At 43.7% G+C, this 25056-nt stretch carries 26 protein-coding genes and 2 tRNA genes; 23 read left to right on the top strand and 5 right to left on the bottom strand.

The features are described from left to right. Positions 1-5: 5 nt before the first annotated feature. From JHD44_RS02175 to JHD44_RS02165, 3 genes are all read right to left on the bottom strand, one after another. Complete coding sequence (locus JHD44_RS02175; RefSeq protein ID WP_199460645.1) at positions 6-1187, bottom strand: cation:proton antiporter; 1182 nt, start codon at positions 1185-1187, stop codon at positions 6-8. Between the two features lie 20 nt (positions 1188-1207). After that, positions 1208-1873, bottom strand: coding sequence for a TIGR04211 family SH3 domain-containing protein (locus JHD44_RS02170; protein ID WP_199460643.1), 666 nt, complete (start codon positions 1871-1873; stop codon positions 1208-1210). Between the two features lie 164 nt (positions 1874-2037). Then, on the bottom strand, positions 2038-2622 hold the full coding sequence (locus JHD44_RS02165) for a superoxide dismutase (protein WP_199460641.1): 585 nt from the start codon (positions 2620-2622) through the stop codon (positions 2038-2040). 166 nt (positions 2623-2788) lie between these two features. Here JHD44_RS02165 and JHD44_RS02160 point away from each other — a divergent pair, with 166 nt between their 5' ends. The 18 genes from JHD44_RS02160 (at position 2789) to nadA (ending at position 18794) form a co-directional block, all read left to right on the top strand. Then, the gene (locus JHD44_RS02160; protein WP_199460639.1) at positions 2789-3760 is read left to right on the top strand and encodes a hypothetical protein; all 972 of its coding nucleotides are present in this window, start codon (positions 2789-2791) and stop codon (positions 3758-3760) included. A 137-nt stretch (positions 3761-3897) separates the two neighbouring features. After that, positions 3898-5256 (top strand): tRNA 5-hydroxyuridine modification protein YegQ, encoded by a 1359-nt coding sequence (gene yegQ, locus JHD44_RS02155; RefSeq protein ID WP_199460637.1) that lies wholly within the window; start codon positions 3898-3900, stop codon positions 5254-5256. 157 nt (positions 5257-5413) lie between these two features. Further along, positions 5414-6328, top strand: coding sequence for a sulfate adenylyltransferase subunit CysD (gene cysD, locus JHD44_RS02150; RefSeq protein WP_199460635.1), 915 nt, complete (start codon positions 5414-5416; stop codon positions 6326-6328). Positions 6329-6345: 17 nt separating this feature from the next. Continuing rightward, positions 6346-7959: a sulfate adenylyltransferase subunit CysN gene (cysN, locus tag JHD44_RS02145; RefSeq protein WP_199460633.1), complete on the top strand. Its 1614-nt coding sequence runs from the start codon at positions 6346-6348 to the stop codon at positions 7957-7959. A 62-nt stretch (positions 7960-8021) separates the two neighbouring features. Next, positions 8022-8507: a hypothetical protein gene (locus JHD44_RS02140; RefSeq protein ID WP_199460631.1), complete on the top strand. Its 486-nt coding sequence runs from the start codon at positions 8022-8024 to the stop codon at positions 8505-8507. Positions 8508-8673: 166 nt separating this feature from the next. After that, positions 8674-10443, top strand: a complete 1770-nt coding sequence (gene aspS, locus JHD44_RS02135) for an aspartate--tRNA ligase (RefSeq protein ID WP_199460629.1) — start codon at positions 8674-8676, stop codon at positions 10441-10443. Positions 10444-10573: 130 nt separating this feature from the next. Beyond that, positions 10574-11122 (top strand): crossover junction endodeoxyribonuclease RuvC, encoded by a 549-nt coding sequence (gene ruvC / locus JHD44_RS02130; RefSeq protein WP_199460627.1) that lies wholly within the window; start codon positions 10574-10576, stop codon positions 11120-11122. Next, a complete protein-coding gene (gene ruvA, locus JHD44_RS02125) occupies positions 11122-11721 on the top strand; it encodes a Holliday junction branch migration protein RuvA (RefSeq protein WP_199460625.1) in 600 nt (199 codons plus the stop codon). Before ruvC ends, ruvA begins: the two co-directional genes overlap by 1 nt. Positions 11722-11724: 3 nt before the next feature. Continuing rightward, a complete protein-coding gene (gene ruvB / locus JHD44_RS02120; protein ID WP_199460623.1) occupies positions 11725-12738 on the top strand; it encodes a Holliday junction branch migration DNA helicase RuvB in 1014 nt (337 codons plus the stop codon). A gap of 14 nt (positions 12739-12752) precedes the next feature. Continuing rightward, complete coding sequence (gene tolQ, locus JHD44_RS02115; RefSeq protein ID WP_199460621.1) at positions 12753-13427, top strand: protein TolQ; 675 nt, start codon at positions 12753-12755, stop codon at positions 13425-13427. Between the two features lie 2 nt (positions 13428-13429). Further along, positions 13430-13852: a protein TolR gene (gene tolR / locus JHD44_RS02110; protein ID WP_199460619.1), complete on the top strand. Its 423-nt coding sequence runs from the start codon at positions 13430-13432 to the stop codon at positions 13850-13852. 3 nt (positions 13853-13855) lie between these two features. Beyond that, positions 13856-14842: a cell envelope integrity protein TolA gene (locus tag JHD44_RS02105; RefSeq protein ID WP_199460617.1), complete on the top strand. Its 987-nt coding sequence runs from the start codon at positions 13856-13858 to the stop codon at positions 14840-14842. Further along, entirely contained in the window at positions 14842-16140 is a 1299-nt protein-coding gene (tolB, locus tag JHD44_RS02100; protein ID WP_199460615.1) for a Tol-Pal system beta propeller repeat protein TolB, read from the top strand. The genes JHD44_RS02105 and tolB overlap by 1 nt, the downstream gene beginning before the upstream one ends. Positions 16141-16163: 23 nt before the next feature. After that, positions 16164-16718 carry a peptidoglycan-associated lipoprotein Pal gene (pal, locus tag JHD44_RS02095; RefSeq protein ID WP_199460613.1) on the top strand — a complete coding sequence of 185 codons (555 nt, stop codon included), beginning with the start codon at positions 16164-16166 and terminating at the stop codon, positions 16716-16718. Further along, positions 16718-17491 carry a tol-pal system protein YbgF gene (gene ybgF / locus JHD44_RS02090; protein ID WP_199460611.1) on the top strand — a complete coding sequence of 258 codons (774 nt, stop codon included), beginning with the start codon at positions 16718-16720 and terminating at the stop codon, positions 17489-17491. Before pal ends, ybgF begins: the two co-directional genes overlap by 1 nt. Positions 17492-17534: 43 nt before the next feature. Beyond that, positions 17535-17610, top strand: a tRNA-Lys gene (locus JHD44_RS02085). A gap of 22 nt (positions 17611-17632) precedes the next feature. Further along, positions 17633-17708 (top strand) — tRNA-Lys (locus JHD44_RS02080). Between the two features lie 36 nt (positions 17709-17744). Continuing rightward, positions 17745-18794 (top strand): quinolinate synthase NadA, encoded by a 1050-nt coding sequence (gene nadA / locus JHD44_RS02075; RefSeq protein WP_199460609.1) that lies wholly within the window; start codon positions 17745-17747, stop codon positions 18792-18794. 48 nt (positions 18795-18842) lie between these two features. Here the strand turns inward: nadA and JHD44_RS02070 are convergent, their stop codons facing one another. After that, the gene (locus JHD44_RS02070; RefSeq protein WP_199460607.1) at positions 18843-20066 is read right to left on the bottom strand and encodes a M48 family metallopeptidase; all 1224 of its coding nucleotides are present in this window, start codon (positions 20064-20066) and stop codon (positions 18843-18845) included. A gap of 223 nt (positions 20067-20289) precedes the next feature. On the opposite strand from JHD44_RS02070, the gene JHD44_RS02065 reads away from it, so the two are divergent. Further along, positions 20290-20541, top strand: a complete 252-nt coding sequence (locus JHD44_RS02065; RefSeq protein ID WP_199460605.1) for a sulfurtransferase TusA family protein — start codon at positions 20290-20292, stop codon at positions 20539-20541. Next, positions 20538-21623, top strand: coding sequence for an AI-2E family transporter (locus JHD44_RS02060; RefSeq protein ID WP_199460603.1), 1086 nt, complete (start codon positions 20538-20540; stop codon positions 21621-21623). Before JHD44_RS02065 ends, JHD44_RS02060 begins: the two co-directional genes overlap by 4 nt. A 42-nt stretch (positions 21624-21665) precedes the next feature. Here JHD44_RS02060 and bcp read toward each other — a convergent pair whose 3' ends face one another. Then, positions 21666-22112: a thioredoxin-dependent thiol peroxidase gene (gene bcp / locus JHD44_RS02055; protein ID WP_199460601.1), complete on the bottom strand. Its 447-nt coding sequence runs from the start codon at positions 22110-22112 to the stop codon at positions 21666-21668. A 173-nt stretch (positions 22113-22285) separates the two neighbouring features. On the opposite strand from bcp, the gene dapA reads away from it, so the two are divergent. From dapA to purC, 3 genes are read left to right on the top strand one after another with little or no spacing between them, the layout of a single operon-like run. Then, the gene (gene dapA / locus JHD44_RS02050; RefSeq protein WP_199460599.1) at positions 22286-23167 is read left to right on the top strand and encodes a 4-hydroxy-tetrahydrodipicolinate synthase; all 882 of its coding nucleotides are present in this window, start codon (positions 22286-22288) and stop codon (positions 23165-23167) included. A 2-nt stretch (positions 23168-23169) separates the two neighbouring features. Then, positions 23170-24261: a hypothetical protein gene (locus JHD44_RS02045; protein WP_199460597.1), complete on the top strand. Its 1092-nt coding sequence runs from the start codon at positions 23170-23172 to the stop codon at positions 24259-24261. Positions 24262-24296: 35 nt separating this feature from the next. Further along, entirely contained in the window at positions 24297-25013 is a 717-nt protein-coding gene (purC, locus tag JHD44_RS02040) for a phosphoribosylaminoimidazolesuccinocarboxamide synthase (RefSeq protein WP_133559914.1), read from the top strand. Positions 25014-25056 lie beyond the last annotated feature (43 nt).

Genomic DNA, 25056 nt, shown 5'->3' with positions numbered 1-25056 from the left:
TTCGTCTAATCGCGCCTTAATCGATCAGATATCGCAATCGGGTTCGGGTAATACAAAATCACGACATAAGTAGACAGCGCAAATGTCAGAATCGCGGTTGCCTGGATGACATGGCTTGCTTCTTCACCAATCAACCCTAATGAAGCGGCCAAGTAAGCGATCAAAAGTGAGAATTCACTGACTTGGCCAAGTCTAAAACCAACTTCCCAGCTAGTAGACCGATCTTCCTGTAGGCCTTTTAGTAAGAATCTGAAAACAGTTGGCTTGATTATCATGGAGAGTGAAGCCAGTGCTAAGGCTGGCCAAATAACCAATCCTAATAAATCCAAGTTGAAACTTGCCCCGATAGAAAAGAAGAATAGAATCAGAAAAAAGTCACGAAGCGGTTTTAAATGCGTTGCAATGTATTGCGATATAGGGGAGGTTGCTAATGCAACGCCTGCTACAAAGGCACCCATCTCAGCAGATAACCCCAGAATCTCAGCTGCAGTTGCGAGCGAGAGGCACCAGCCGATAGACAAAAGGAAAATGTACTCGTGGAAGCGATCAAACTTGGTAATGAGTGGGAGTAATAAGTATTTAACCAGCGCAAACGCACCCACTATAAGTGTTGGTAATCCGACCAAAGGCAGCAGGTATTGTAAGTAAGCCGACTGTTCTGGGGTTTGTTCAGGGCTACCAAATGCCACTAAGCCAAGTAGAACGGCGATTGCAATAATGTCTTGCAGTAAGAGTAGGCCTACTACTAGTTCACCAGTGTGTTTGTGATGCAAAACGGTAGTTGGGAGTAGCTTTATGCAGACTATAGTGCTTGAAAACATCATTGCTAGCCCAACAATTATTGACTCGATCTCGGTGTATTGAAAGGCTTTGGCGGTAAGGTATCCAACGGCAGCAAAAGCCAAGGAAGATGCGATAGCGACCCAAGACGCTTTTTTTAGCATGTTAAAAAGGTGGCTTGGTTTCATATCGAGACCTAGCAAGAACAGTAAGAAAATAATTCCTACGTGAGACATGCCTTCAAGCAATTCGGGTTGATTGACAAGTTGTAAGGAGGATGGACCCAAAACAACCCCAAGGGCAATGTATGCAAGTATAAGGGGTTGTTTTGTGTAAAGGGCGATTGAGGCCACTACAGCAGCCCCAGCAAATATTAAGAAGAAGGAGTGTACAATTGTTACATCCATGTGCTGCCCTTATGATTAATTTACCAAGAGCTAGATGATACCTTCTTTTTACGTGTCATTGGAAATAGCAAACCAAAAACTCCGCCTAATAGCAAAGTGCCAGCGCCAATCATAAACCAACGTTGTTCTATGGAGGAACTTAGTTCATCATTTTGAGCAACTAATGTATCTACTTGTTGCTGCAAGGACTCAATTTTGTAGTCTGACTCTTGATTGGCAGATACTATTGCTTTTGCTTTCTGTGCAAGCTCTGAAACATCATTAAGTTGCTTCTCTAAGGCTTGTTTTTGAGTCGTTAACATTTCAACTGAATTGACTAATTCGTCATTTGTGTTTTTCGTTTCTTGCAGTGTTTCTTCTGCGGCTATTTGAGACTCTTTAGCTTTAGTTAGTTGATTTTGCAGGTAGACTAACTCATCACGACTAACTCGGTCTTCACTAATAAAATAATTTGGTAGCCAGCCTTCGTTGCCGTCTGGGGTGCGAACTTTTATATAGTCATTGCGGCGGTCTAATACGGTAAGAGGTGTTCCGCTTTTAATGCCGCGCTCTGTTGCACGCGTGTCATTACTTAACCCTTCACGGATTGCTACAAATTGTATATCAGAAACATAGACGGTTTCAGCGTATGCTGAGGTGATAACGCTAAAGGACGCTGTTAATCCGAACAGTATTTGTTTTAACACTTGAAGACCCTTTTACAATCAATTACTTGTATGCAGACAATAGCGCTACTGATAAGTAATCGCAACCGCTATGAAGCTGACTTTATATCGGTATTGTGTCAGCAACTTGTAAAACAAAAAAAGCGCAACCTTTGTTGCGCTTTTTAGACTGGCTTATAGCGTTGTTACGCTGCGAAATTCGCTGCTGCAAATTCCCAGTTCGCAAGTGCCCAGAAACCTTTTAGGTAGTCAGGGCGAACGTTGCGGTAATCGATGTAGTAAGCGTGTTCCCATAGGTCAACAGTGATCAATGCTGTTTGACCAGCAGTCATTGGCGTGCCTGCGTTGCTTGTGTTTACGATCTCTAGAGAGCCATCGGCATTTTTAACTAACCAAGTCCAGCTTGAGCCGAAGTTGTTAACAGCTTTGTCATTGAATTCTTCTTGGAATGCAGAGAAAGAACCCCACTTGGCATTAATTGCATCAGCAAGAGCGCCTGTAGGTTCACCACCACCATTAGGACTTAAGCTGTTCCAAAAGAACGTGTGGTTCCAGATTTGTGCTGCGTTGTTGAATACACCGCCAGCTGGAGCAGATTTGATGATCTCTTCAAGAGATTTGCCTTCGTACTCAGAACCAGGAACAAGACCGTTTAATTTTGTAACGTAAGTATTGTGGTGTTTACCGTAGTGAAACTCTAGTGTCTCAACAGACATGTGAGGCTCTAGTGCATCTTTTGCGTATGGTAGTGCTGGTAGTTCAAAAGCCATTTCTTTTCTCCTTGCTTTATTGTACTGAAAAGTGCTTGTGATCAAGCAGTTAATGGTGCTTATATAGTAGCATCGAACATATGAATATTATATTCATTCTGTTTGTGTGGTTATTTATTCCCAAAGTTTTTCATAGTTCTACAAAGATTGATGGCCGAACACTGTTATGCGCAAAGATGATGATGTCGAAATTCCTAGCTTAACTTTAGATCAGGATGAGTTAAGTGCTCGCAGCGGAGCTGCCTCTACACAAAAAGCTGGCCGACAGCGCCTAAATCCGCCCCCAGCAAGGCCTGCTTCAGCCAATGCGACTATTTCCCAAGCACCTGTTAAAAAAACCAGTCTAGCGTTTGTCTATTTTTTAATGCTATTGATTGTTTCTGCCATCGCGGGTGGTGGTTATTGGTTGTGGCTTGAAAACCAAAAATTGCGTTCAGAATTGCTTGGCGCTCGTAGTCAAATTCAAGACCTTGATAGTCAATTAGTTGCTGCTGATGTTTCTAATAGTAAACAAGGTGAAACGGTAGAAGAAAGATTAGCCAACCACGAAAGTGAAATTCGAAAGTTGTGGGGTATCTCTTATGATCGAAATCGCAAGGCGATTTCTGTGAACGATCAGGAAATTGAACAGTTGGAGAATAAGTTAGCCGAATTGCGAGATGTGGTCTCCACGCAAGGGAAAAGAGTTGCGATCCAAGCTGATACCTTTAACGACGTGGAAAATGGTTACAACAGAATGTTGAAGACTCTCGCGGAGATGGAAAAAGGTATTGCTGATCAGGCGCAGTCTGTTCAACAAACGAGGGGTGAAGTAGTGGCTCAAATTAATGAGCAAAAGAGCGCTACTCAATCAGTTACGAGCCAAGTTTCGGGGCTAGAGTCTCAGCTTGCAATACTGAAACGTTCTTTAACTGCCCTTGAAAAGAGTATAAATAGTCAAAGTAAAACCATTGCGACACTATCTGAAGCTCCGGCAACACCAGCAATACCAAGCGATCTAACGTCTCGTTTGTCAAATGCTGAGGAGGCTATTCGATCTATTGATGAATTTCGTCCGCAGGTGTTGCGAGAAATTAATAGCTTGAAGGCTCAAGTCCGTCAAATGTCGCTGGAGTTGAGTATTGCTAATGGTGGTTAATTTGATCATTGGTGGGTGTTTTTGATGTAGATCAAAGAAAGGCTGACTTGTTCAGCCTTTCTTATTTTTTGCTTAAGGAAAACTTCTATCAATTCGCTAGAATTCGCGCCATCGTAACCTCACTATAAAGATTTATTATGACCGAATTGCTCTCTCCTGCTGGCACCCTTAAAAATATGCGCTATGCCTATGCATACGGTGCTGACGCGGTTTACGCTGGCCAGCCACGCTACAGTCTGCGTGTGCGTAATAACGACTTCACCATGGCCAATCTTGCACAAGGTATTGAAGAGGCACATAGCCTAGGCAAGAAGCTGTACGTTGCTACTAACATTGCGCCACACAATGCCAAAATAAAGACGTTCATCAAAGATATGGAGCCTGTGGTTGAAATGGGTCCAGACGCTTTGATTATGTCGGATCCAGGTTTGATGATGCTGATTAAAGAGAAGTGGCCAGATATGCCGATTCATTTATCAGTGCAAGCTAATGCTGTGAACTGGGCGACAGTGAAGTTCTGGCATAATTTTGGCCTTGAGCGTGTCATTCTATCTCGTGAATTATCGCTTGATGAGGTGGGCGAAATTCGTCAGATGGTCCCAGAGATGGAGATCGAGACGTTTGTTCACGGTTCATTGTGTATTGCTTACTCTGGTCGTTGTCTGCTTTCGGGCTATTTCAATCGTCGTGATCCAAACCAGGGTACTTGCACTAACTCTTGCCGTTGGCAGTACGATGTGAAGTCTGCCGTGCAAGACGAGAATGGCGATATTGTGCCGGCGGATGGTAGTCATCTAAAAGGTGTGCAGAGTTTTGATCCTTCTGAATATACTGCGCCGACGTTAGGTGAAGGTAAGCCATTTGATGACGTGGTGTTGTTACGTGAGCAAGGGCGTGAAGGGGAGTTTATGCCTGCGTTTGAAGATGAGCACGGCACCTACATTATGAATAGCCGTGATCTACGTGCTATTCAGCATGTTGAAAAGCTGATCGAACTTGGTGTTCATTCGCTTAAAATTGAGGGCCGTACCAAGTCTCACTTCTATGCTGCGCGGACGGCACAGCTATACCGCAAGGCCATTGATGATGCCGTGCACGGTCAGCCGTTTGATATGTCACTAATGGATAAGCTGGAAGGGCTTGCAAACCGAGGTTACACGGAAGGCTTCTACCGTCGTCACGTTCATGATCAATACCAGAACTACCAATACGGTAACTCCATCTCTGATCGCCAGCAGTTTGTCGGTGAAATGCTGGATTGGAATAATGGCTGGTTAACAATTGATGTGAAAAACCGTTTTAAAGTAGGTGATTCGATTGAATTGATTACGCCAAAAGGCAGCATGATTTACAGCATCGAGGCGATGGAAAACTTAAAAGGTGAAACCATGGCTGTTGCGCCAGGGTCTGGCCATAAAGTGCGCATTCCATTGCCTCATCAGCCGGAGCAACTAGAGTTAGGTTTAGTGATGCGTAATCTGCCAAATGGCTTCTAACAATGTAGGTGTTGGTTTGACTCGTTAAAAGAGGCTCATTATGAGCCTTTTTTAATATCTATATGCTATGAAAATCTAGTTGGAGTGGTTTTTATAACTTTCTGGCATGTTATAGTTAGTGAAATGCCGAAGCCTTTTAATATTTGGACGAGATAATATGACAGTTACAGAGGCAAGACTTACTCATCTTAAACAGCTTGAAGCTGAGAGTATTCACATTATTCGTGAAGTGGCCGCAGAGTTTGATAATCCGGTCATGCTGTATTCCATTGGTAAAGATTCAGCGGTTATGCTGCATCTTGCTATGAAAGCGTTTTATCCAGGTAAGCCGCCTTTCCCGCTATTGCATGTTGACACAGGTTGGAAGTTCAAAGAAATGATCAAGTTTCGTGACGAACTTGTTGCGAAATTAGGTCTTGATCTTCTAGTGCATCAAAACCCAGAAGGTGTGGCTCAAGGTATCGGGCCATTTACTCATGGTAGTGCAGTACACACTGACGTGATGAAAACTCAAGGCTTGAAACAAGCGCTTGATAAATATGGTTTCGATGCAGCTTTTGGCGGTGCGCGTCGTGATGAAGAAAAATCACGTGCCAAAGAACGTGTTTATTCTTTCCGTGATAAGCAACATCGTTGGGACCCTAAAAACCAGCGTCCAGAACTATGGAACATCTATAACGGTAAAGTGAACAAAGGCGAAAGTATTCGAGTGTTCCCTCTATCTAACTGGACGGAATTAGATATCTGGCAATACATCTACCTTGAGAGCATTCCGATTGTTCCTCTTTACTTCGCTGCGAAGCGTCCAGTGGTTGAACGCGATGGTGTTCAAATCATGGTTGACGACGAGCGTATGCCATTAAAAGAAGGCGAAGTGCCAGAAATGAAATCAGTACGTTTCCGTACGCTTGGCTGTTACCCACTAACTGGTGCGGTAGAGTCAGAAGCGGATACGCTGCCTGAAATCATTCAAGAGATGCTTTTGACTAAGAGTTCAGAGCGTCAAGGCCGTGTCATCGACCACGATTCAGCGGGTTCGATGGAAGAGAAGAAGAAGCAAGGTTATTTCTAAGGCTAGGAGTTGTAAGAATGTCTCATCAATCAGAAATGATCAGTCAAGATATCCTTGGCTACCTAAAACAGCATGAAGAAAAAGACCTACTTCGTCTTCTTACTTGCGGTAACGTTGACGATGGTAAAAGTACCCTAATTGGTCGCTTGCTTCATGATTCTAAGTTGATCTATGAAGATCACCTAGATGCGGTAAAGCGTGACAGTAAAAAATCTGGTACGCAGGGTGAAGAAGTTGACCTAGCGCTGCTTGTTGACGGCCTGCAGGCTGAGCGTGAGCAAGGTATCACGATCGACGTAGCTTACCGTTACTTCTCAACTGAGAAGCGTAAGTTCATCATTGCGGATACACCTGGGCACGAGCAGTACACACGTAACATGGCGACGGGGGCATCTTCTTGTGACCTAGCGATCATTTTGATCGATGCTCGATACGGTGTGCAGACGCAAACACGTCGTCATAGCTACATTGCATCGTTGCTAGGTATCAAGCACGTTGTGGTTGCGATCAACAAAATGGATTTGGTGGACTTCTCGGAAGAGAAATTCAATGAAATCCGTACTGACTACCTAGCGTTCATTGAGCAACTAGGTAACCGTAAGCCTGAAGATGTTCACTTCGTGCCAATGTCTGCACTTAAGGGTGACAACGTGGTAAACGCATCAGAGCAAACGCCTTGGTACCAAGGTGGTCCTTTGATGGAAATTCTTGAGCAGGTACAGATTAACCGTGATGTGAAGAGCGATTCGTTCCGCTTCCCAGTGCAGTACGTAAACCGTCCAAACCTAGATTTCCGTGGTTTTGCTGGCACCATCGCAGCAGGGCAAGTGAAACCAGGGGATGAAATTATTGCACTGCCTTCTGGTAAGAAGTCTAAAGTTGCTGAGATTGTGACGTACGATGGAAACCTGGAAGTGGCCAAGAAAGGTCAAGCAGTTACATTAACTCTAGAAGACGAAATCGACATCAGTCGTGGTGATATGATTGTTCACCCGGGTCATGAGCCAGAAATTAGCTCGAACCTACGCGCTTCTATCGTATGGATGTCTGAGCAGCCATTGGTGCCTGGTAAGCTATATAACTTCAAGCTTGGTACGCAAACAGTTCCGGGTAAGGTTCATCATATTAACTACCGTGTTGATGTGAATACACTTGAACAAACTCTGGTTGAGCAAGTTGAACTAAATGTTATCGCTGATTGTGTAATTAGTTTTGACGCTCCAGTGGCATTCGATAACTATCAAACTAGTCCATTAACCGGCGCATTGATTGTTATAGATCGTCTTTCAAATGTAACCGTTGGCGCGGGTATGGTTGAAGAGACGGTGGGTGATTTAGATGCTGATGCAGTGGTTACCGCAGAAGAGCGTGCAGCTCGCTTAGGACAAAAACCAGCTATCGTTGCACTGTCATCAGGCTCTAAGGTTGAAGTTCAACAACTTGAACGTGCGTTATTACGTCGTGGTGTAGTGGCGCTTGCTAAGCTTGATGCATCTGCTGCAGAAGCTGAGCTACTTAAGCAGACGGGCGTTGTTGTAGTTGTGGCAAATGCAGCCGTTGCTGATATCGAGTTGACAGAAGGTGGCCTTGAAGAGGTTGCTGAGCAAATTTTATCGACTGTTCGTCTGTAATTAATCGATAAATCGTGTATAAAAGCCACTGTTTTACAGTGGCTTTTTTGTTTGTGAAGAAAATGACGTTAGATCAACTCTACTTAGCTCTTATCGCTTACGCTGAAAATCGCGTGCTAGTGGCAAAAGAAGCGGCTAATCAGGCTCGTTCTGCTGCAACGAATAAAGAGAGTGTTGCGGAAACAAAGTGGGATACATTTGGACTTGAGAATTCATACTTGGCTCATGGACAATCGGTTCGTGTGGCTGAATGTGAAACTGATTTGGCCTACTTTAGGAAATTCTCCTTTGCGGAAAGTGACGAGGTAACCGTGGGTTCTGCCTTTCAAGTCGAGCGTGAAGATGGTTGGGGTAAAGTTATTATCTTGTCTCAATGTTGTGGTGGCGGTGAGTTTGAGTGCCAAGGCAGGTCAATTTTATTAGTGACACCACAAACCCCTCTTGGAAGGTCTTTGCTTGGTAGAGAGGAGGGGGACAAGGTATTGATGAAGAGTCGTGGTGTCGATCAAGAAGCCAGAATTGTACGAATATTTCTACCACAAGAATAGAAATTTGAATCTCACCCTAGAGAGTAAAAGTCGCTTGGCATATAATGCTTGGCCTTAAATGAATAATACCGCCTTGTTAAGAGCATTCTTACCACTTTTAAGTGCGCAAACGGGGTGAATAACGGTACGTTCGCAAACTTTGCGAGACAGTAATAGGATAGGAATTATGCGCAGCCATTATTGCGGCGAGTTAACAGCAAAAAACATTTCAGAAGAAGTCACACTTAGCGGTTGGGTTCACCGCCGTCGAGATCACGGTGGAGTTATTTTCTTGGATCTACGTGATCGTGAAGGTATCACTCAAGTTGTATTCGATCCAGATCGTGCAGAAAGCTTTGCACTTGCGGATAGCTGCCGTAGTGAGTTCGTAGTAGAGATCAAGGGTCTTGTTCGTGCGCGTCCAGAAGGTACTGTTAATCCTAATATGATCACGGGTGAGATTGAGGTTCTTGGTCATGAACTTGAAATTCTTAACCGTGCTGCGACACCTCCATTCCAGCTTGATGATCATCAAACAGTTGGTGAAGACATTCGTCTTAAAAACCGTTTTATCGATCTTCGTCGTCCAGAAATTCAACAAAAGCTTCGTTTCCGCTCAAAAGTGACGTCTGTACTGCGTCGTTACCTAGATGAAAATGGCTTCTTAGATATCGAAACACCAATTTTGACTCGTGCGACACCTGAAGGTGCACGTGACTACTTGGTGCCAAGTCGAACTCACCAGGGTAGCTTCTTTGCTCTGCCTCAATCACCTCAGTTGTTTAAGCAACTACTGATGGTGTCTGGTTTTGATCGTTACTACCAAATCGCTAAATGTTTCCGCGATGAAGACCTTCGAGCAGATCGTCAGCCAGAATTTACTCAGATCGACTTAGAGACTTCTTTCCTAGGTCAGGAAGAGATCATGAATCTGACGGAAGGTATGATTGCAAACTTATTCAAAGAATTGAAAGACGTTGATTTAGGCGCGTTCCCACGCATGCCTTTCTCTGAAGCAATGGAAAAATACGGTTCAGATAAGCCTGACCTTCGTATTCCGTTAACGATTGAGACAGTTTCAGATCTTATGACTGAAGTAGACTTTAAAGTCTTCTCTGGTCCTGCGTCAGATCCAAAAGGTCGTGTTGCTGCGCTTAAAGTACCAGGTGGTAACTCGCTTACTCGTAAGCAAATCGATGAGTACACGAAATTCGTTGGCATTTACGGTGCTAAAGGTTTGGCTTACATCAAAGTTAACGATAAGTCTGATCTTGAAGAAGGTCTTCAGTCTCCAATCGTTAAGTTCTTGCCAACTGAAGTTCGTCAAACATTGCTTGATCGTGTCGAAGCACAAGATGGCGACTTGATTTTCTTTGGTGCTGACAAAGAAAGTATTGTAAACGAAGCGCTTGGCGCGTTACGTTGTAAGCTAGGTGCAGATCTTGACCTGTACACTTGTGAGTGGGCGCCACTTTGGGTTGTCGACTTCCCAATGTTTGAAGAGACGCCAGATGGCGGTGTGACTGCTATCCACCACCCATTCACTGCGCCTTCATGTTCTCCTGAAGATCTGAAAGCTAACCCGCTTACTGCGCTGTCTCAAGCGTATGACATGGTGCTTAATGGTACTGAGTTAGGCGGTGGTTCAATCCGTATTCACCAAGCAGATATGCAACAAACAGTATTTGAGTTGCTAAACATCTCTGCTGAAGAGCAAGAAGAGAAATTTGGCTTCTTATTAGATGCGCTTAAGTTTGGTGCGCCACCACACGGTGGTTTAGCGTTTGGCCTAGACCGTCTAGTAATGTTGATGACAGGTTCAGCTTCTATACGCGATGTGATTGCCTTCCCTAAAACTCAGAGTGCGACGTGTCTATTGACTCAAGCGCCAGGTGAGGTCAGTGATAAGCAGCTTAAAGAGTTAAGTATCCGTGTGCGTAAGCCAGTTGCGGAATAATTGATCAAGTTCACAGCGTGAATTTAAAAAGGGCCACTTCGTTGGCCCTTTTTTATTGCTTTGGATTGCAAAGTGCCGCGTAGCCTGTTGGAATATACAGTGTTTTGTAGGCTTGTTGTTAGGACGTGTTTTGGCTCGAATTTTAGCAATTGACCCGGGTTCTCGTTTAACGGGATTTGGTGTGTTGGATTTTATTAATGGGAAGACTCATTACGTGACTAGTGGGTGCATCCGCTTGCCTGATGAAAACCTGGCGATTCGTTTAAAGCGAATTTATGAGTGTGTTAGCGATGTAATTGATGAGTTTCGGCCAAACGAGTTTGCCATTGAGGAAGTTTTCTTGGCGAAAAATGCTAACTCAGCCTTAAAATTGGGGCAGGCTCGTGGTGCTGCAATTGTTGCAGCAGCGATGGCTGATTTGCCGGTTTATGAGTATGCCGCTCGAAGAGTAAAGCAGTCTGTAGTTGGTAATGGTAACGCGGATAAAGAGCAGGTGCAGGCGATGGTTCAGTTGCTATTAAAACTTGAGTCAACGCCACAAGCGGATGCGGCGGATGCCTTGGCTATCGCGTTATGTCATGTGAATACTCGCACTTCAGATGGTTTGGAGTATGGTGTTGGTAAGCGAGCAGGGCGTGCTTCAAAACGTTGGCAGTTATCAGATTTAAGGGTTAAATAATGATTGGGCGAATTGTTGGGACTTTGATAGAGAAATCACCGCCGGAATTGTTGGTTGATGTGAATGGGGTGGGCTATGAGATTATGGCCTCCATGAGCACAATCTATGAGTTGCCGCCAGTTGGTCAAAATGTAATGCTGCATACGCATTTTCAGGTCAAAGAAGATTCTCAGTCTTTATATGGGTTTGCGACAAAAGATGAGCGAGCCTTGTTTAAGATTCTTATTAGGGTGAATGGAATTGGTCCGAAAATGGCGCTTTCTGTGTTGTCTAGCATGTCAACTTCAGAGCTGATTTTGGCGGTTCAAGAGTCGCAAGTGGATTCCTTGGTGAAAATACCGGGGGTTGGTAAGCGAACGGCTGAGCGGTTAGTGGTTGAGTTGCGCGATAAGCTTGGCTCGGCGGCCAAGCAAGATCTCTTTACTGAGCGCTCAGTAGTGGCTCAGGTTCAAACAGATCCGCGTCAGGAAGCTGAAGCAGCATTAGTGGCGCTAGGTTACAAGCCGCAAGAGGCGGCGCGTGTTATTGCGAAGTTGCCTAAAGACAGTTCTGATAGTGAGACATTAATTAAAGCGGCTCTTAAGAGTATGTTGAAGTAATTTATGATTGAGCATGATCGAATAATTTCGCCTCAAATTAGAGGGACAGAAGGTCAAATAGACCGAGCTATACGTCCGCAAACACTGACAGAGTATATAGGTCAGCCTGTTGTAAAAGAGCAAATGGATATTTTTATTCAGGCGGCGCGTCAACGTGGAGAGCCACTTGATCATTCATTAATATTTGGTCCTCCAGGGCTTGGTAAAACAACATTAGCGAATATTATAGCTAATGAGATGGGTGCTGAAATTAAGACAACATCGGGCCCAGTGTTAGAGCGTGCGGGAGATTTGGCGGCGTTATTAACTAACCTTGAAGAAGGGGATGTGCTTTTTATTGATGAAATTCATCGATTAAGTCCCGCTATTGAAGAGGTGTTATATCCTGCAATGGAAGACTATCAAATCGACATTATGATCGGAGAAGGGCCGGCTGCTAGGTCTATAAAAATTGATATACCGCCGTTTACTTTAGTGGGTGCAACGACACGAGCAGGGTTGCTTACATCACCTTTACGCGATCGTTTCGGAATCGTGCAACGTTTAGAGTTTTATGATGTCCAATCACTGACTACAATCGTAAAGCGATCGGCTTCAAAGCTGGGTGTGAACTTAGATGACAGTGGCTGTTTTGAAGTAGCGAGGCGTTCTCGAGGGACGCCGCGTATAGCAAACCGGTTATTGCGTCGTGTCCGAGATGTTGCTCAAGTAAGTGGAGATCCCATAGTGGGACAAAAGGTTGCTCAACGTGCCTTGGATATGTTAAGTGTAGACAGTCAAGGGTTTGATCACCTAGATCGACGTATGTTGTTGACTATGATAGAAAAGTTTGATGGTCGTCCGGTGGGGCTAGATAGCATTGCCGCTGCTGTCGGTGAAGACAAAGATACTATTGAGGATGTCATTGAGCCATTTTTGATTCAGCAAGGATTTGTGATTCGAACGCCACGTGGAAGACAAGTTACTAAACGTGCTTACGAGCACTTTGATTATCAGTTACCAAAAGATTTTGAATAAAGGAATCTAAACACATGTCCATTTGGGGCTTAATTTTAAATGCCAGCTTTGTTGTGCAGTTGGTTATGTTGACTCTGTTGTTGGCATCGGTTTTTTCTTGGATTGTTATATTTCAACGTAAACGCGTACTTGGTCGTGCTAAGAAGGTAAGGAGAAATTTTGAAGATCAATTTTGGTCTGGGATTGATCTTAGCAATCTTTATCGTCAATTAACGGTTGATGGAAGGAAGGTCGAAGGTATGGAAAATATCTTTGCAGCTGGCATCAAGGAGTTTACACGTTTGCGTCAGAGTGGTGCGGTAGAAGCAGATGCCATCATTGAGGGCGTTGATCGAGCAATGCGTGTTGCTTTGTATCGTGAAGAGGAGCGGTTAGACCAGCATTTACCATTTTTGGCAACAGTTGGTTCTATAAGCCCATATATTGGCCTTTTTGGTACAGTGTGGGGGATTATGCACGCTTTTATCGGTTTATCAGAAGTGCAGCAAGCGACGCTTGCAACCGTAGCCCCGGGTATTGCAGAAGCCCTGATTGCTACGGCTATTGGTTTGGCTGCCGCAATTCCAGCGGTAGTGGCTTATAACCGTTTTTCAACGACTGCGGACTCATTGGCATCAAGCTATGAAAATTTTGCAAATGAATTTAGCAGCGTTCTGTATCGTAAAGTGCATGTGCGCGAAGGGAATTAATAATGCCTTCAAAACGTCGTATTAAACGTCGCAAACCTGTTGCAGAGATTAACGTTGTACCATACATCGACGTTATGCTCGTGTTGCTAGTGATTTTTATGATTACCGCTCCGATGTTGACTCAAGGTGTTGATGTTGAGTTGCCGAATGCTAATGCTGCTCCTATCCAAAACGATGAATCCGATGTCCTGATTGCATCGGTGGATCGTGATGGAAACTATTACATTGATATTGGTGGTGAGCAAAGCGCAATCTCTTTGAATGATTTGAAAACTCGTGTGCAAAAGGTGCTCTCCCAGAATCCTAGTTTACCGATATTAGTTCGGGGAGATAGAAATGTTCCGTATGGAGAAGTTGTTGGTTTAATGGTGGCGTTGCAGGGTGCAGGGGCTCCAAACGTTGGTTTGGTGACGGAGCCTGAGTAACTCATGAAGCTGACTGATAAAGAGAGTTACTCGCTTCCTGTTATATTTGCCATTGGGTTGCATTTAGCAGTTTTTATTGGTGGTGCGGTGTTGGCAGGCTTAACTGAGTCGGCACCGGAGCCGCCTAAAAGGCCTCCAATTGTTAATGCAACCATCATTGATGTTTCGGATACTGTTATTGGTAAGCGAGAGGCAGAACAGCAAAAAGCTGCGGCCGCGGCGAAAAAAGCACAAGAGGATGCAAAAAGAAAAATTGAAGCAGAGGCCAAGCGCAAAGCAGAAAAAGCTGCTTTAGAGAAGCAAAAGCGTGAAGCGGAGACAGCTCGTCAGAAGCAGCAACAAGCGCAACAGAAAGCAGAAGCGGAAAGAAACGCTGCCATTGAGAAGCAAAAAGCCGCTGCTGAGAAAGCGCGTCAAGAAAAAATAGCCAAAGAAAAGAAAGCAGCAGCAGAAAAAGCGAAGCAGGCTCAGCTTGAAAAAGAGCGTAAAGCGGCTGAAGAAAAAGCTAGGCGTGAGGCGGAGCAAAAAAGGCAGCAGGAGTTAGAGCGTCAGAAGCAGGCAGAGCTTGAAAGAAAGCGTCGTGCAGAAGAACAGGCCAAGCAAGAGGCAGAAAGAAGAAGGCGTGCAGAGGAAGCTGTGCAGCAAGCTGTTGCTGAAGAGGAGGCTCGCCGTCGAGAGGTTGAAGCTGGTCAGATGGTTCAATCGATTAGCGGTCTGATTAACCAAAGAATTACCAACGCTTGGATACGCCCCCCAAGTGCTAGAAATGGCATGAAAACACTTCTTCGCATTAACTTTTTGCCAAATGGCGAAGTGGCCGATGTTCAAGTTTTAAAGGGGAGTGGAAATACTACTTTCGATAAATATGCAGTGGATGCTGTCTATAAAGTTGGTCAAATTGAGGAATTAGCGGATTTAGAGTCTTATATTTTTGAGCGTAACTTTAGACAAGTTGATTTATTATTTAACCCACAAGATTTGAGAAACTAATGAAAAGAAACATTTTGTTTGCCCTTATGGTTGCATGTTTGGCTTTTGCTTTACCTGCAAGGGCTCAGCTAGTGATTGAAATTACCAGTGGTTCAGATCAATTGCTCCCTATTGCGGTTGTTCCATTTGGTTATTCAGGGGCTTCTCCGTTGCCTGAGGATGTTGCGGGTATTGTAGATGCTGATCTTCAGAGAAGCGGTGTTTTTGAAACCATACCTCGAGCAAACATGCTGAGCTTACCAAGTACTTCGGAAAATGTTTTCTACCGAGATTGGCGTCTTCTTAAAGCCGATTATGTTTTGGTGGGAAGTGTCTCGAATAATGGTAATGGTACGTATCGTATAAGCTATGAGTTGCTGAATGTGTTAACTCAGGCACGTGTAGGAAAACGTGAAGCTTTAGATGTAAAGCCTAGCAATTTTCGAGATGCCGCCCATTTTATCAGTGATAAAGTGTATGAACAGTTAACAGGTATCCGTGGCGCATTTAGTACTCGAATTTTGTATGTGACGGCGGAAGGTAACAAGGCTGCTCCAACATACAAACTGCAGGTGGCTGATGCAGATGGTTATAGACCTCAAGTTATCGTAAGTTCAAAAGAACCAATATTATCGCCTTCTTGGAGTCGCGACGGTCGCAAGATAGCATATGTTATGTTCCGAAATCGTCGACCTAGTATCTTTATTCAAGAGCTGGCAACAGGTAAACAGCAGCAATTAACTCAATTTAGAGGCTTGAATGGTGCGCCAGCATGGTCGCCTGATGGTAAGAAACTTGCGCTAGTGTTATCTAAAGATAATAACCCTGAAGTATATACATTAGATATTGCTACTCGTCAGCTTGAGCGTATGACAAATCACTACTCAATCGATACTGAGCCAAGCTGGGAGCCAGATGGTAATGGCATTATCTTTACGTCTGATCGAGGTGGTAACCCTCAGATCTATCGTGTAGATGTTAGAACTAAAAACGTTGAGCGTATTACTTTTGAGGGCGAGCTTAACACTCGCGCGCGTTTAACTCCGGACGGTCGTTACTTAGTTACTGTCCAGAAAAATGATGGGAACTACCATGTGGCTTTGCAAGACATGAATACAGGTCGTGTGCAAGTGCTAACAGAAACCTACTTGGATGAATCGCCAAGCATTGCACCAAACGGTAGTATGGTGATGTACGCTACATCTGATCGCGGAAAGGGTATCCTTTCAGTAGTTTCAGTTGATGGTCTTGTTAAATATAGGCTACCATCAGCTGATGGGGATGTGCGTGAACCTGCTTGGTCTCCCTATTTTAATTAAAAAAGCACTTTAAGGAGCTAATAATGAGTGTAACAAAACTAGGTAAGTTTGCAGTAATTGGTTTATCTGCAGCTTGGTTGGCAGGCTGTAGTACAACGGCATCTGACTCTGATACGTCTTCAATGACATCAGAGGGTTCAGAAGCAAGTTCTACGGATTCTACCTATGCTGCAGGCGAAGATGGTTCTTTAAACAGTGTGATCGTTGATGATCAGGCTGCCGCTCAAACAAGTGCAGATTTGCTTGCTGGCGTTGCGACCGTTTTCTACTTTGACTTTGATAAATCTGTTGTTCGTCCAGAGGCTCGTGAAGCCCTAGCTAAGCATGCTCAGTTCTTAATGGAAAACCCAAGCGCACGTATCGTTTTGGAAGGTCATGCAGACGAGCGTGGTACGCGTGAATACAATATGGCTCTAGGTGAGCGTCGTGCGAAAGCTATTATGCGTTATCTAACTATCCAAGGTGTGCCGGCTGCTCAGATCGAAACAGTAAGTTTTGGTGAAGAAGTGCCTGTGGCATTTGGTCACGATAGTTCTTCTTGGCAACTTAACCGTCGTGTAGAGGTGCGCTACGAGTAATGAGCACTCGTCTTAAGATAAGCTCCCTTGCATTGGTGCTGACTTTGTCAGCGCCAATCGCAACGGCGAACACGCTGAATGGTATCTCTCCTAATGTTGCTGCTGATCTTTTGTATCAACTAGAAACGCTTCAGCAAGAAGTGTCGCAGTTACGAGGACAGGTTGAGCAACAGCAATATCAGCTTGATAAACTTAAAGCTCTATCCAAGGATCGTTATATTGATTTGGATAAGCGTATTTCGAATGTTGCATCTCAAGCAAGTCCAGCTGTTAGCAATAGTCCAAATGTCATCAGTTCTCAAAATGAGGGCGTCACTTCTGCTCGAGAGTCTCTCGAGACTAATTCAACGTCTCTTGAGTCAGCCCCTGTTAGACCGGTTAAGCTTGAAGAGCCAAGCGCTCAAGCAAAAGCAGCCTACAATTCAGCTTACGAACTGATTCGAAATAAAAAGTTCGAAGATGCTCAAACTGCATTTCGAGCGTTCGTGCAACGCTTTCCTAACAATAGTTTGACTGGGAATGCTCATTATTGGCTGGGTGAGTTAGCGATTGTATTGGGCAATCAAGGCGAGGCTTTGGTGCAATTCAAAACGGTGCAAGATTCTTTTGCTGGTCATTCAAAAGTGCCAGATGCTGTCTATAAGCTCGGCATTGTTAATGACCAACTTGGTAATCAATCTGTCGCTAAAGAGTTTTTTCAAAAAGTCATTAAGCAATACCCAGATTCAAACTCGGCTACGTTGGCGAGTAATTATTTGAATAATATGAAATAATTGCTTGCAATATCCAGTGACCTCTGTAGTATACGCGCCCGTTGGGTCGTTAGCTCAGTTGGTAGAGCAGTTGACTTTTAATCAATTGGTCACTGGTTCGAATCCAGTACGACCCACCAACTCTTCTTATTTAGTGATAATGGGTCGTTAGCTCAGTTGGTAGAGCAGTTGACTTTTAATCAATTGGTCACTGGTTCGAATCCAGTACGACCCACCATCACTCCAACCTTGCCCACTTCTAAGGGGTTATCGAATGTCTGAATTACTTGATAAAGCAGCATTACGCGATACGGTTCAAAAATATTTGTCTGAAGCAGAAGAATCTCTAAAAAAACCTGTCGTTGATAATCAAGCTTTACGAGATGAAATTAAAGCTCTTCTGAAAGAGAAAGATGCTGTTCTCGTTGCGCATTACTATACGGAAGATGCAATACAAGAATTGGCGGAAGAGACGGGTGGCGTGATCGCTGACTCATTAGAAATGGCTCGTTTCGGCGCGGATCATCCAGCCAAAACTCTAGTAGTCGCTGGAGTTAAGTTTATGGGTGAAACGTCAAAAATTCTCAGTCCAGAGAAGACGGTTTTGATGCCTACGCTCGAAGCAACTTGCTCATTAGATATCGGCTGTCCTGAAGAAGAGTTCTCTAGGTTTTGTGATGAGCACCCAGATCGCACAGTAGTAGTTTATGCAAATACTTCGGCTGCTGTGAAGGCTCGAGCAGACTGGGTAGTTACCTCTGCCATAGCATTGGATGTTGTTCAGCACTTGAGCGATAAGGGCGAAAAAATAATCTGGGCCCCTGATCAGCATTTAGGTCGCTATGTGCAGGCTCAAACAGGTGCTGATGTTTTGCTTTGGGACGGAGCTTGTATTGTTCACGAAGAATTCAAAGCTAAAGGGATTCATGACCTTAAAGCAATCTACCCAGATGCTGCAGTATTGGTGCACCCTGAATCCCCTGAATCTGTTGTTGAGATCGCGGATGTTGTGGGGTCTACTTCCCAGCTACTTAAGGCCAGTCAAGATCTTCCTAATCAAACATTTATTGTTGCGACAGATCGAGGCATTTTTTATAAGATGAAACAGGCTTCTCCGAGCAAGCGCTTTGTAGAAGCCCCTACAGCTGGTTCAGGCGCAACATGCCGCAGTTGTGCTCATTGTCCTTGGATGGCATTAAACTCTTTAGAGCTTTTACGAAATGCGCTTAGAGATGGCACAGGAGAAGTCTTCGTTGATGAGGATGTCCGGTTAAAGGGGCTAATTCCCTTACAGAGAATGCTTGATTTCAAGAAATCTTCTTAAAAAAACTTTTCTCGATTAATTTTAAAAAGCAGCCTCGGGCTGCTTTTTTTATTCAAGTCGCTCTGATTTCTGTGCCTCTTGCAGCCTTTCTAGTTGCTCAATACTAGCGCTGACTTCATCTTTGTCGGAATCAGTTGCTTGCTTAAGCACTCGGTTTAGCAGGTGAAGCGCAGGCTTGTCTTGCCCAAGTTCAAACTGAAGAAGGGCGTGCTGATACAGTGCATAGGGTTTATTGTGTTCTTTTTTGGCTATGGCAATGTTGTGTCGAAGTTTCATTCTTTTTTCGTAGCTCAAGTCATTATTTTGAATCTTTAAATAATGACTTGAGTGGTGCATTTGGCCTTTTAAGTATAGGAATGTCAAATTGTCAGGTGCGATATTTAAGCGTGAGTCAATGATATTTTCGGCTTGTTCAATTTGGTTGTTTGTTAAAGCAACTAGTGCTTTTAGATAATCGATAAATTCATTTGATGTGGTTAACTTGCTGAGACTTTGAGCAGACTTAGTGTTGTAGTGCAGTAGCAATTCAGCAAGAGCTAAGGCGTAGTATTGCTGATTTGGTGAGCGTAAATTTTGTTCGATAAAAGATTGATATTGACTGCCTTCAAGAGTGGCCCTGTAAGCCAATACTGTTGCTCTGAAGTATTGAAACTCTTCGGATGATGGTTGATACAGGACAGAGCTTTGCTGTTTTGCAGTAAGACTATCACTTAGGCGGTTTTGTGGCAGAGGATGGGTAGATAGAAACTCGATACGCTGGCTACCCATTGCTTGTTTTTGGAGTCCTGCAAGCAGCTCATTCATCCCTGTCGTTGTATGTCCGCTTTGTTCAAGCAACTCCCGCCCACGTCTATCTGCTTCTTGTTCATGTTCACGAGAGTATCTAAGCATGTTTTCAGCTTGGTTAGCCATGCCGCCTAGCCATAGCGCAGAAGTAGCTTCTCCATCTCCAGCTGTTGCTGCAGCAACACCTGCCAGCATTAAGAGAAATGCTTTTGCTTGTTCATTTTTTTGATTGTCGAGAGTTCTTTGGTAGTGGTGTAGCTCCAAATGTGAAATCTCATGTGAAAGAAGACCTAGAAAAGCAGTCTCGGTATTTATCAACTTAAGAATGTCTGAATAAATAAACAGATGATTGCCTGGAATGACAAATGCATTAGTTTGCGAGCTATTTAGAATGGCTATTTCAATGGTTTTATTGTTCAGGCCGGTAAAGGGCACAAGCTCAGAAATGGCCTCTCTGAGATAGTTGTATGCTGGGGGGAATTCCATTAATCCAGCACTCCCATTCAGCTTTCTAAACCAATATTGCCCTAATATGTAGCTTGGGTTGGATGAGCTTCTTTCATTCTCATTGCTTGTCAAATCAGGCAATGCTTTAGAGTTTGCATGGGTAAAAAGTGAGGTGCTAATAAGGCAAAGTGCCAGAAGTAGCTTGCTGATTTGTAAAAAAAAATGTCTCATAGTGGCCTAGATTTAGAGAGCAGGTTCAAAAATGCTAGAAGAAAAGCAGTATGACGTAATCCTAGATGCAAAAGAAGATCGTTGTCCAATGCCTTTACTTAAGTTGAAGATGGCGTTGGCTAATATGGCTATTAATGAAACAGTCTGTATTCTTGCTACGGATTCTGGCTCATTACGTGATATTCCTCACTTCTTAGATCTGGTAGGTCTGCCGATGCTAGAGCAGGGCGATATCGATGGCTGTTTCTATTTTGTTACGTCTAAGCGAGAGTCGAAAATATGATTCGGATACTTGATAACTTAATGACTCGATATTTAAATAACGAAGAGGTCGTTATTTTTATATTGCTGCTTATTTCTACACTTTTAGTGGTGGCGTTTTGGGGTGGGGTTCTTGCGCCTGTATTCATCGCGGTCGTTTTTGCCTTTCTTTTACAGGGGGTTATCGCTCGTTGTAAGAAACTCGGTTTAAGTCATAACTTTTCTGTCAGTGTGGTTTTCCTCTCTTTTGTTACTGTGTGTGGTACGTTTATTGGTGTTATGGTGCCTATTATTTGGCGTCAGGCAGTGCGTTTTGTGAATGACCTCCCTCGCATGTTTTCGGATTTACAAGATTTCATTCAGGCAATGGCGCTAGAGCATTCCGCATATGTTAGCCAAGCAGCGGTTGATGAAGTCGTAAACGTGCTGGCGGCAGAGGCGGCAAGCCTTGGACAGTGGCTGTTATCTTACTCTCTAACAAGTATACCTTCACTGTTTTCATTGTTGTTGTACTTGGTGTTGGTTCCTTTGGTGATGTTTTTTCTCTTAAAAGACCAGACTCAAATTATGTCTTACTTGACGTCTTGGTTGCCTAAGGAAAGGCAGATGATTAAAGATATTTCCCATGAAATGAATGATCAAATTGCTAACTACATTCGTGGCAAAGTGATCGAGATGATTGTTGTGGGAGTGGTGACTTTCGCAGTGTTTTGGTTTTTTGATTTACGTTATTCGGCGTTGCTTGCATTATTGGTAGGTCTATCCGTTTTGATACCCTATATTGGCGCTGCGGCCGTCACTGTTCCGGTTGTGTTGGTTGCTTTCTATCAGTTCGGTGCAAGTAATGAGTTTTGGTATGTCTTCATTGCTTACATAGTCGTTCAGGCTCTTGATGGTAACGTTCTAGTTCCTCTGCTTTTTTCTGAAGCGGTTAATTTGCATCCACTAGCGATCATTATCGCTGTACTCTTCTTTGGCGGTATATGGGGATTTTGGGGAGTGTTTTTTGCCATACCATTAGCGACACTCGTTAAGGCAATCATTAATGCTTGGCCAAGAGTGCATGACCACCAACTTTTATCTAGTCGTTCACAACACAAATAGCAAAAAACGCCCAGCACTTGTTGGGCGTTTTAATATTAAAGACTATAAGATCTGAGCGGTGTGATCTTTAGTTTTAACTTTTTCAATGATGTCTGAAATCTTGCCTTCTTCGTCAATAATAAAAGTTGTTCGAACAGTCCCCATGTACTCTCGTCCCATGAACTTTTTGAGTTGCCATGTGCCATATAGTTCGTGAACAGACTTGTCTTCATCTGATATCAGAGTAAAAGGTAGTTCATTTTTACTAATGAAATTTTGGTGACGCTTTTCGCTGTCAGGGCTGATGCCTAAAACGATATATCCTGACTCTGTAAGTTCTTTATAGTTGTCGCGTAGATTGCAGGCCTGTGCGGTACATCCAGGTGTCGAATCTTTTGGATAAAAATAGAGCACTACTTTTTTGCCACGAAACTCACTCAAAGTGATTGGATTGCCATCTTGGTCTTTTGATGTGAAATCTGGTGCAGGTTGTCCAATTGCTAAGCTCATCATTTGCTCCATTTTTTAATTAATGTCGGCACCAATTACGTAAGGAGATGCCAAATTGGATGCCAAGTGTACTTGATATCGTTTTTGGACTAAATATTGCCTTGATGTTCTGTTGTATAGGGGATACGTGAGCGGTAGACTATGCACGCTTAATTCAATGTGGAGATGTAAGAATGATTACTGGAAGCTTAGTGGCGCTTATCACACCAATGATGTCTGATGGTAGTATCGATAAGCAAAAGCTAGATGAGCTAGTAGAGTACCATATCGCCCAAGGTACGCACGGTATTGTTGCTGTGGGTACGACAGGTGAGTCTGCCACATTGACATACGATGAGCATGCCAATGTTATTCGCCAAGTTGTTGCAAAGGTAAACGGTCGAATTCCTGTTATTGCTGGTACAGGTGCAAATTCAACCCACGAAGCAATTGATCTTACAAAGCGAGCCAAAGAAGCAGGTGCCGATGCTTGTTTACTTGTTGTTCCTTATTATAACCGTCCTACACAGGAGGGTTTATATTTACATTTTAAAGCCATTGCAGAAGCCGTTGATATCCCGCAAATTTTATACAATGTACCTGGGCGTACAGCTTGTGACATGAGTAATGAAACTGTTTTACGATTGTCTGGCATCAAGAACATCATTGGTATCAAAGATGCCACGGGTGATTTAGAGCGTGGAAAGGAATTGATAAATTCAGTACCAGCTGATTTTGCAGTGTACTCAGGAGATGACGCGACGGCTGTCGGTTTAATGTTACTAGGTGGTAAAGGGAATATTTCGGTGACAGCAAACATCGCGCCTTCGCAAGTGGCGAAAGCCGCTGAGCATGCAATTGCAGGTAATGCTGAGGCTGCTCATGAAGTGGATGCTGGCATTAAAGGTTTACACAAATCACTGTTTGTGGAACCTAACCCTATTCCGGTTAAGTGGGCTGCTGCTCAACTTGGATTGAGTGGGGCTTCAATTCGACTCCCGTTAACTGAATTGTCAGAGCAATTTCATGCTGAAGTGCTTGCAGCACTGGAAGTGGCTGGAGTAAAAGGTGAATGACTATGATGAATAAAAAGTCATGGGTGTTAACCAGTAGCATTTTGTCTGCTGCGTTGCTTACGGGTTGTTCAACAGTGGTTACTGACCATGGATTAGATTATCAAACAGCGAAGAGTAGTGAAGTCAATCTAGAATTGCCTGAAGGTCGTTATGATATTTCGGACAAAATGATTATCCCTAATGAAGACCGCGTTGCATCCTTAGAGCCATCAAATGAGTTTGAAACGCCGCGTGCGCCTAAACCATTTTTGTCGATGACTTATATCCCTATGGTGATTGGTCAATATGATGTGACTTACCAGTTGCCGCTTTCGCTAAATCCATCCAAGAAAATAGTCACCGACTATTTTTCAACGTTAAGTGGGGAGTCAGTGGTATTTGAATCTATTAATGATACCAATTTGATTAGTGCCCCCATTCAGTTGGATGAACAAGGAAGCTTGGCTAAGTTGTGGAGTAGCATTACTCGTCTTAAACCTAGTCAATATCAGCTTAGTATAGAGTTTGTGCCTGATCGAACTACAACAAGCGCTGTTATTACTGTTTTGGTAAGTGATAATGAAGGTCATCAAGAGAAAGTAGATTTAACTGTGAACGAAACGATCGCTTCGCAAATGGTGAACGCTTGGTCTCATATGTCCCGCGAATTAAGTGTTGATACAGTATTGCTATCGAATCAAGGCAGAGAGCCTGTTTTAAAGTCTAGAATCTGGACAAACCGGGATGACAAGCTAGCATTGTATTTGGGTAAAGAAGCTGATGAACAATCAGTTGAGCGATTTATTCGCTCTACCTCAGGTATTCATATTACAACTGACTCTCCAAAAGAGCTTGCATTAGTGCCACAGGATCAATTGGCTAAAGTTGGTGACATCATTGATTTTAAAGTGCCGCTTGGTGCTCTTGGTGAGAATAAAGAAACCGTTTTATTTAAGGTGCGTCGACGTAATTTAGATGATGTGCCATGGACTGAGCGTAGCTATCCTTATCAGTTGATACGCCAAAAGGAAGGCTACTTTTTAACGGTTGATACGTCCGTGACAGATAACCCTGCATTGACTTCATACCGAATCCTTTCGCTGTTAGCGAAATAACTATCCCCTCACAGTATTAATTGGAGATTCTCCACATGGAAAAACGACAAGAGCTATATGCAGGCAAGGCAAAATCGGTATTTCGTACCGATGATCCTGATAAAATGGTTCTGGTATTCCGTAACGACACTTCTGCTTTCGACGGTAAAAAAGTTGAACAGCTAGATCGTAAAGGCATGGTAAATAATAAATTTAATGCCTTTATTATGAGTAAACTAGAAGAGGCTGGCATTCCTACTCACTTTGAAGCGCTGCTGAGCGATACTGAGTCTTTGGTTAAATGCTTGGATATGATGCCAGTAGAGTGTGTGGTTCGTAACGTAGCGGCTGGTAGTTTATGTCGTCGCTTAGGTGTTGAAGAGGGCCAAGAGCTTACTCCTCCTACTTTTGAATTGTTCCTTAAGAATGATGCACTAGGCGACCCAATGATCAATGAATCACACGTTGAGTCATTTGGTTGGGCGAAAGCGGAGCATTTAGCGAAAGCAAAAGAGCTAACCTACAAAGTAAACGATGTACTGAAAGCATTGTTTGCTGAAGGTGGTATGATCCTAGTGGATTACAAACTTGAGTTTGGTCTATTCAAAGGTGAAGTGGTGCTAGGTGATGAGTTTTCTCCAGACGGTTGCCGTTTGTGGGATGCGAAGACCAAAGAAAAACTAGACAAAGATCGCTTCCGCCAAGGCCTTGGTGGTGTGATTGAAGCCTATGAAGATGTAGGTCGTCGTATTGGCATCGATTTTGATGCTTAATATACGCTGATCACAAGAAGGGGCTTTATGCCCCTTCTTTGTT

Origin of the sequence: Marinomonas ostreistagni (assembly GCF_016461785.1) — a bacterium.
GTDB classification, from domain to species: domain Bacteria; phylum Pseudomonadota; class Gammaproteobacteria; order Pseudomonadales; family Marinomonadaceae; genus Marinomonas; species Marinomonas ostreistagni_A.
Note: the sequence above shows the minus strand (reverse complement) of the source record. Positions and strands in the feature narration are given on the sequence as shown.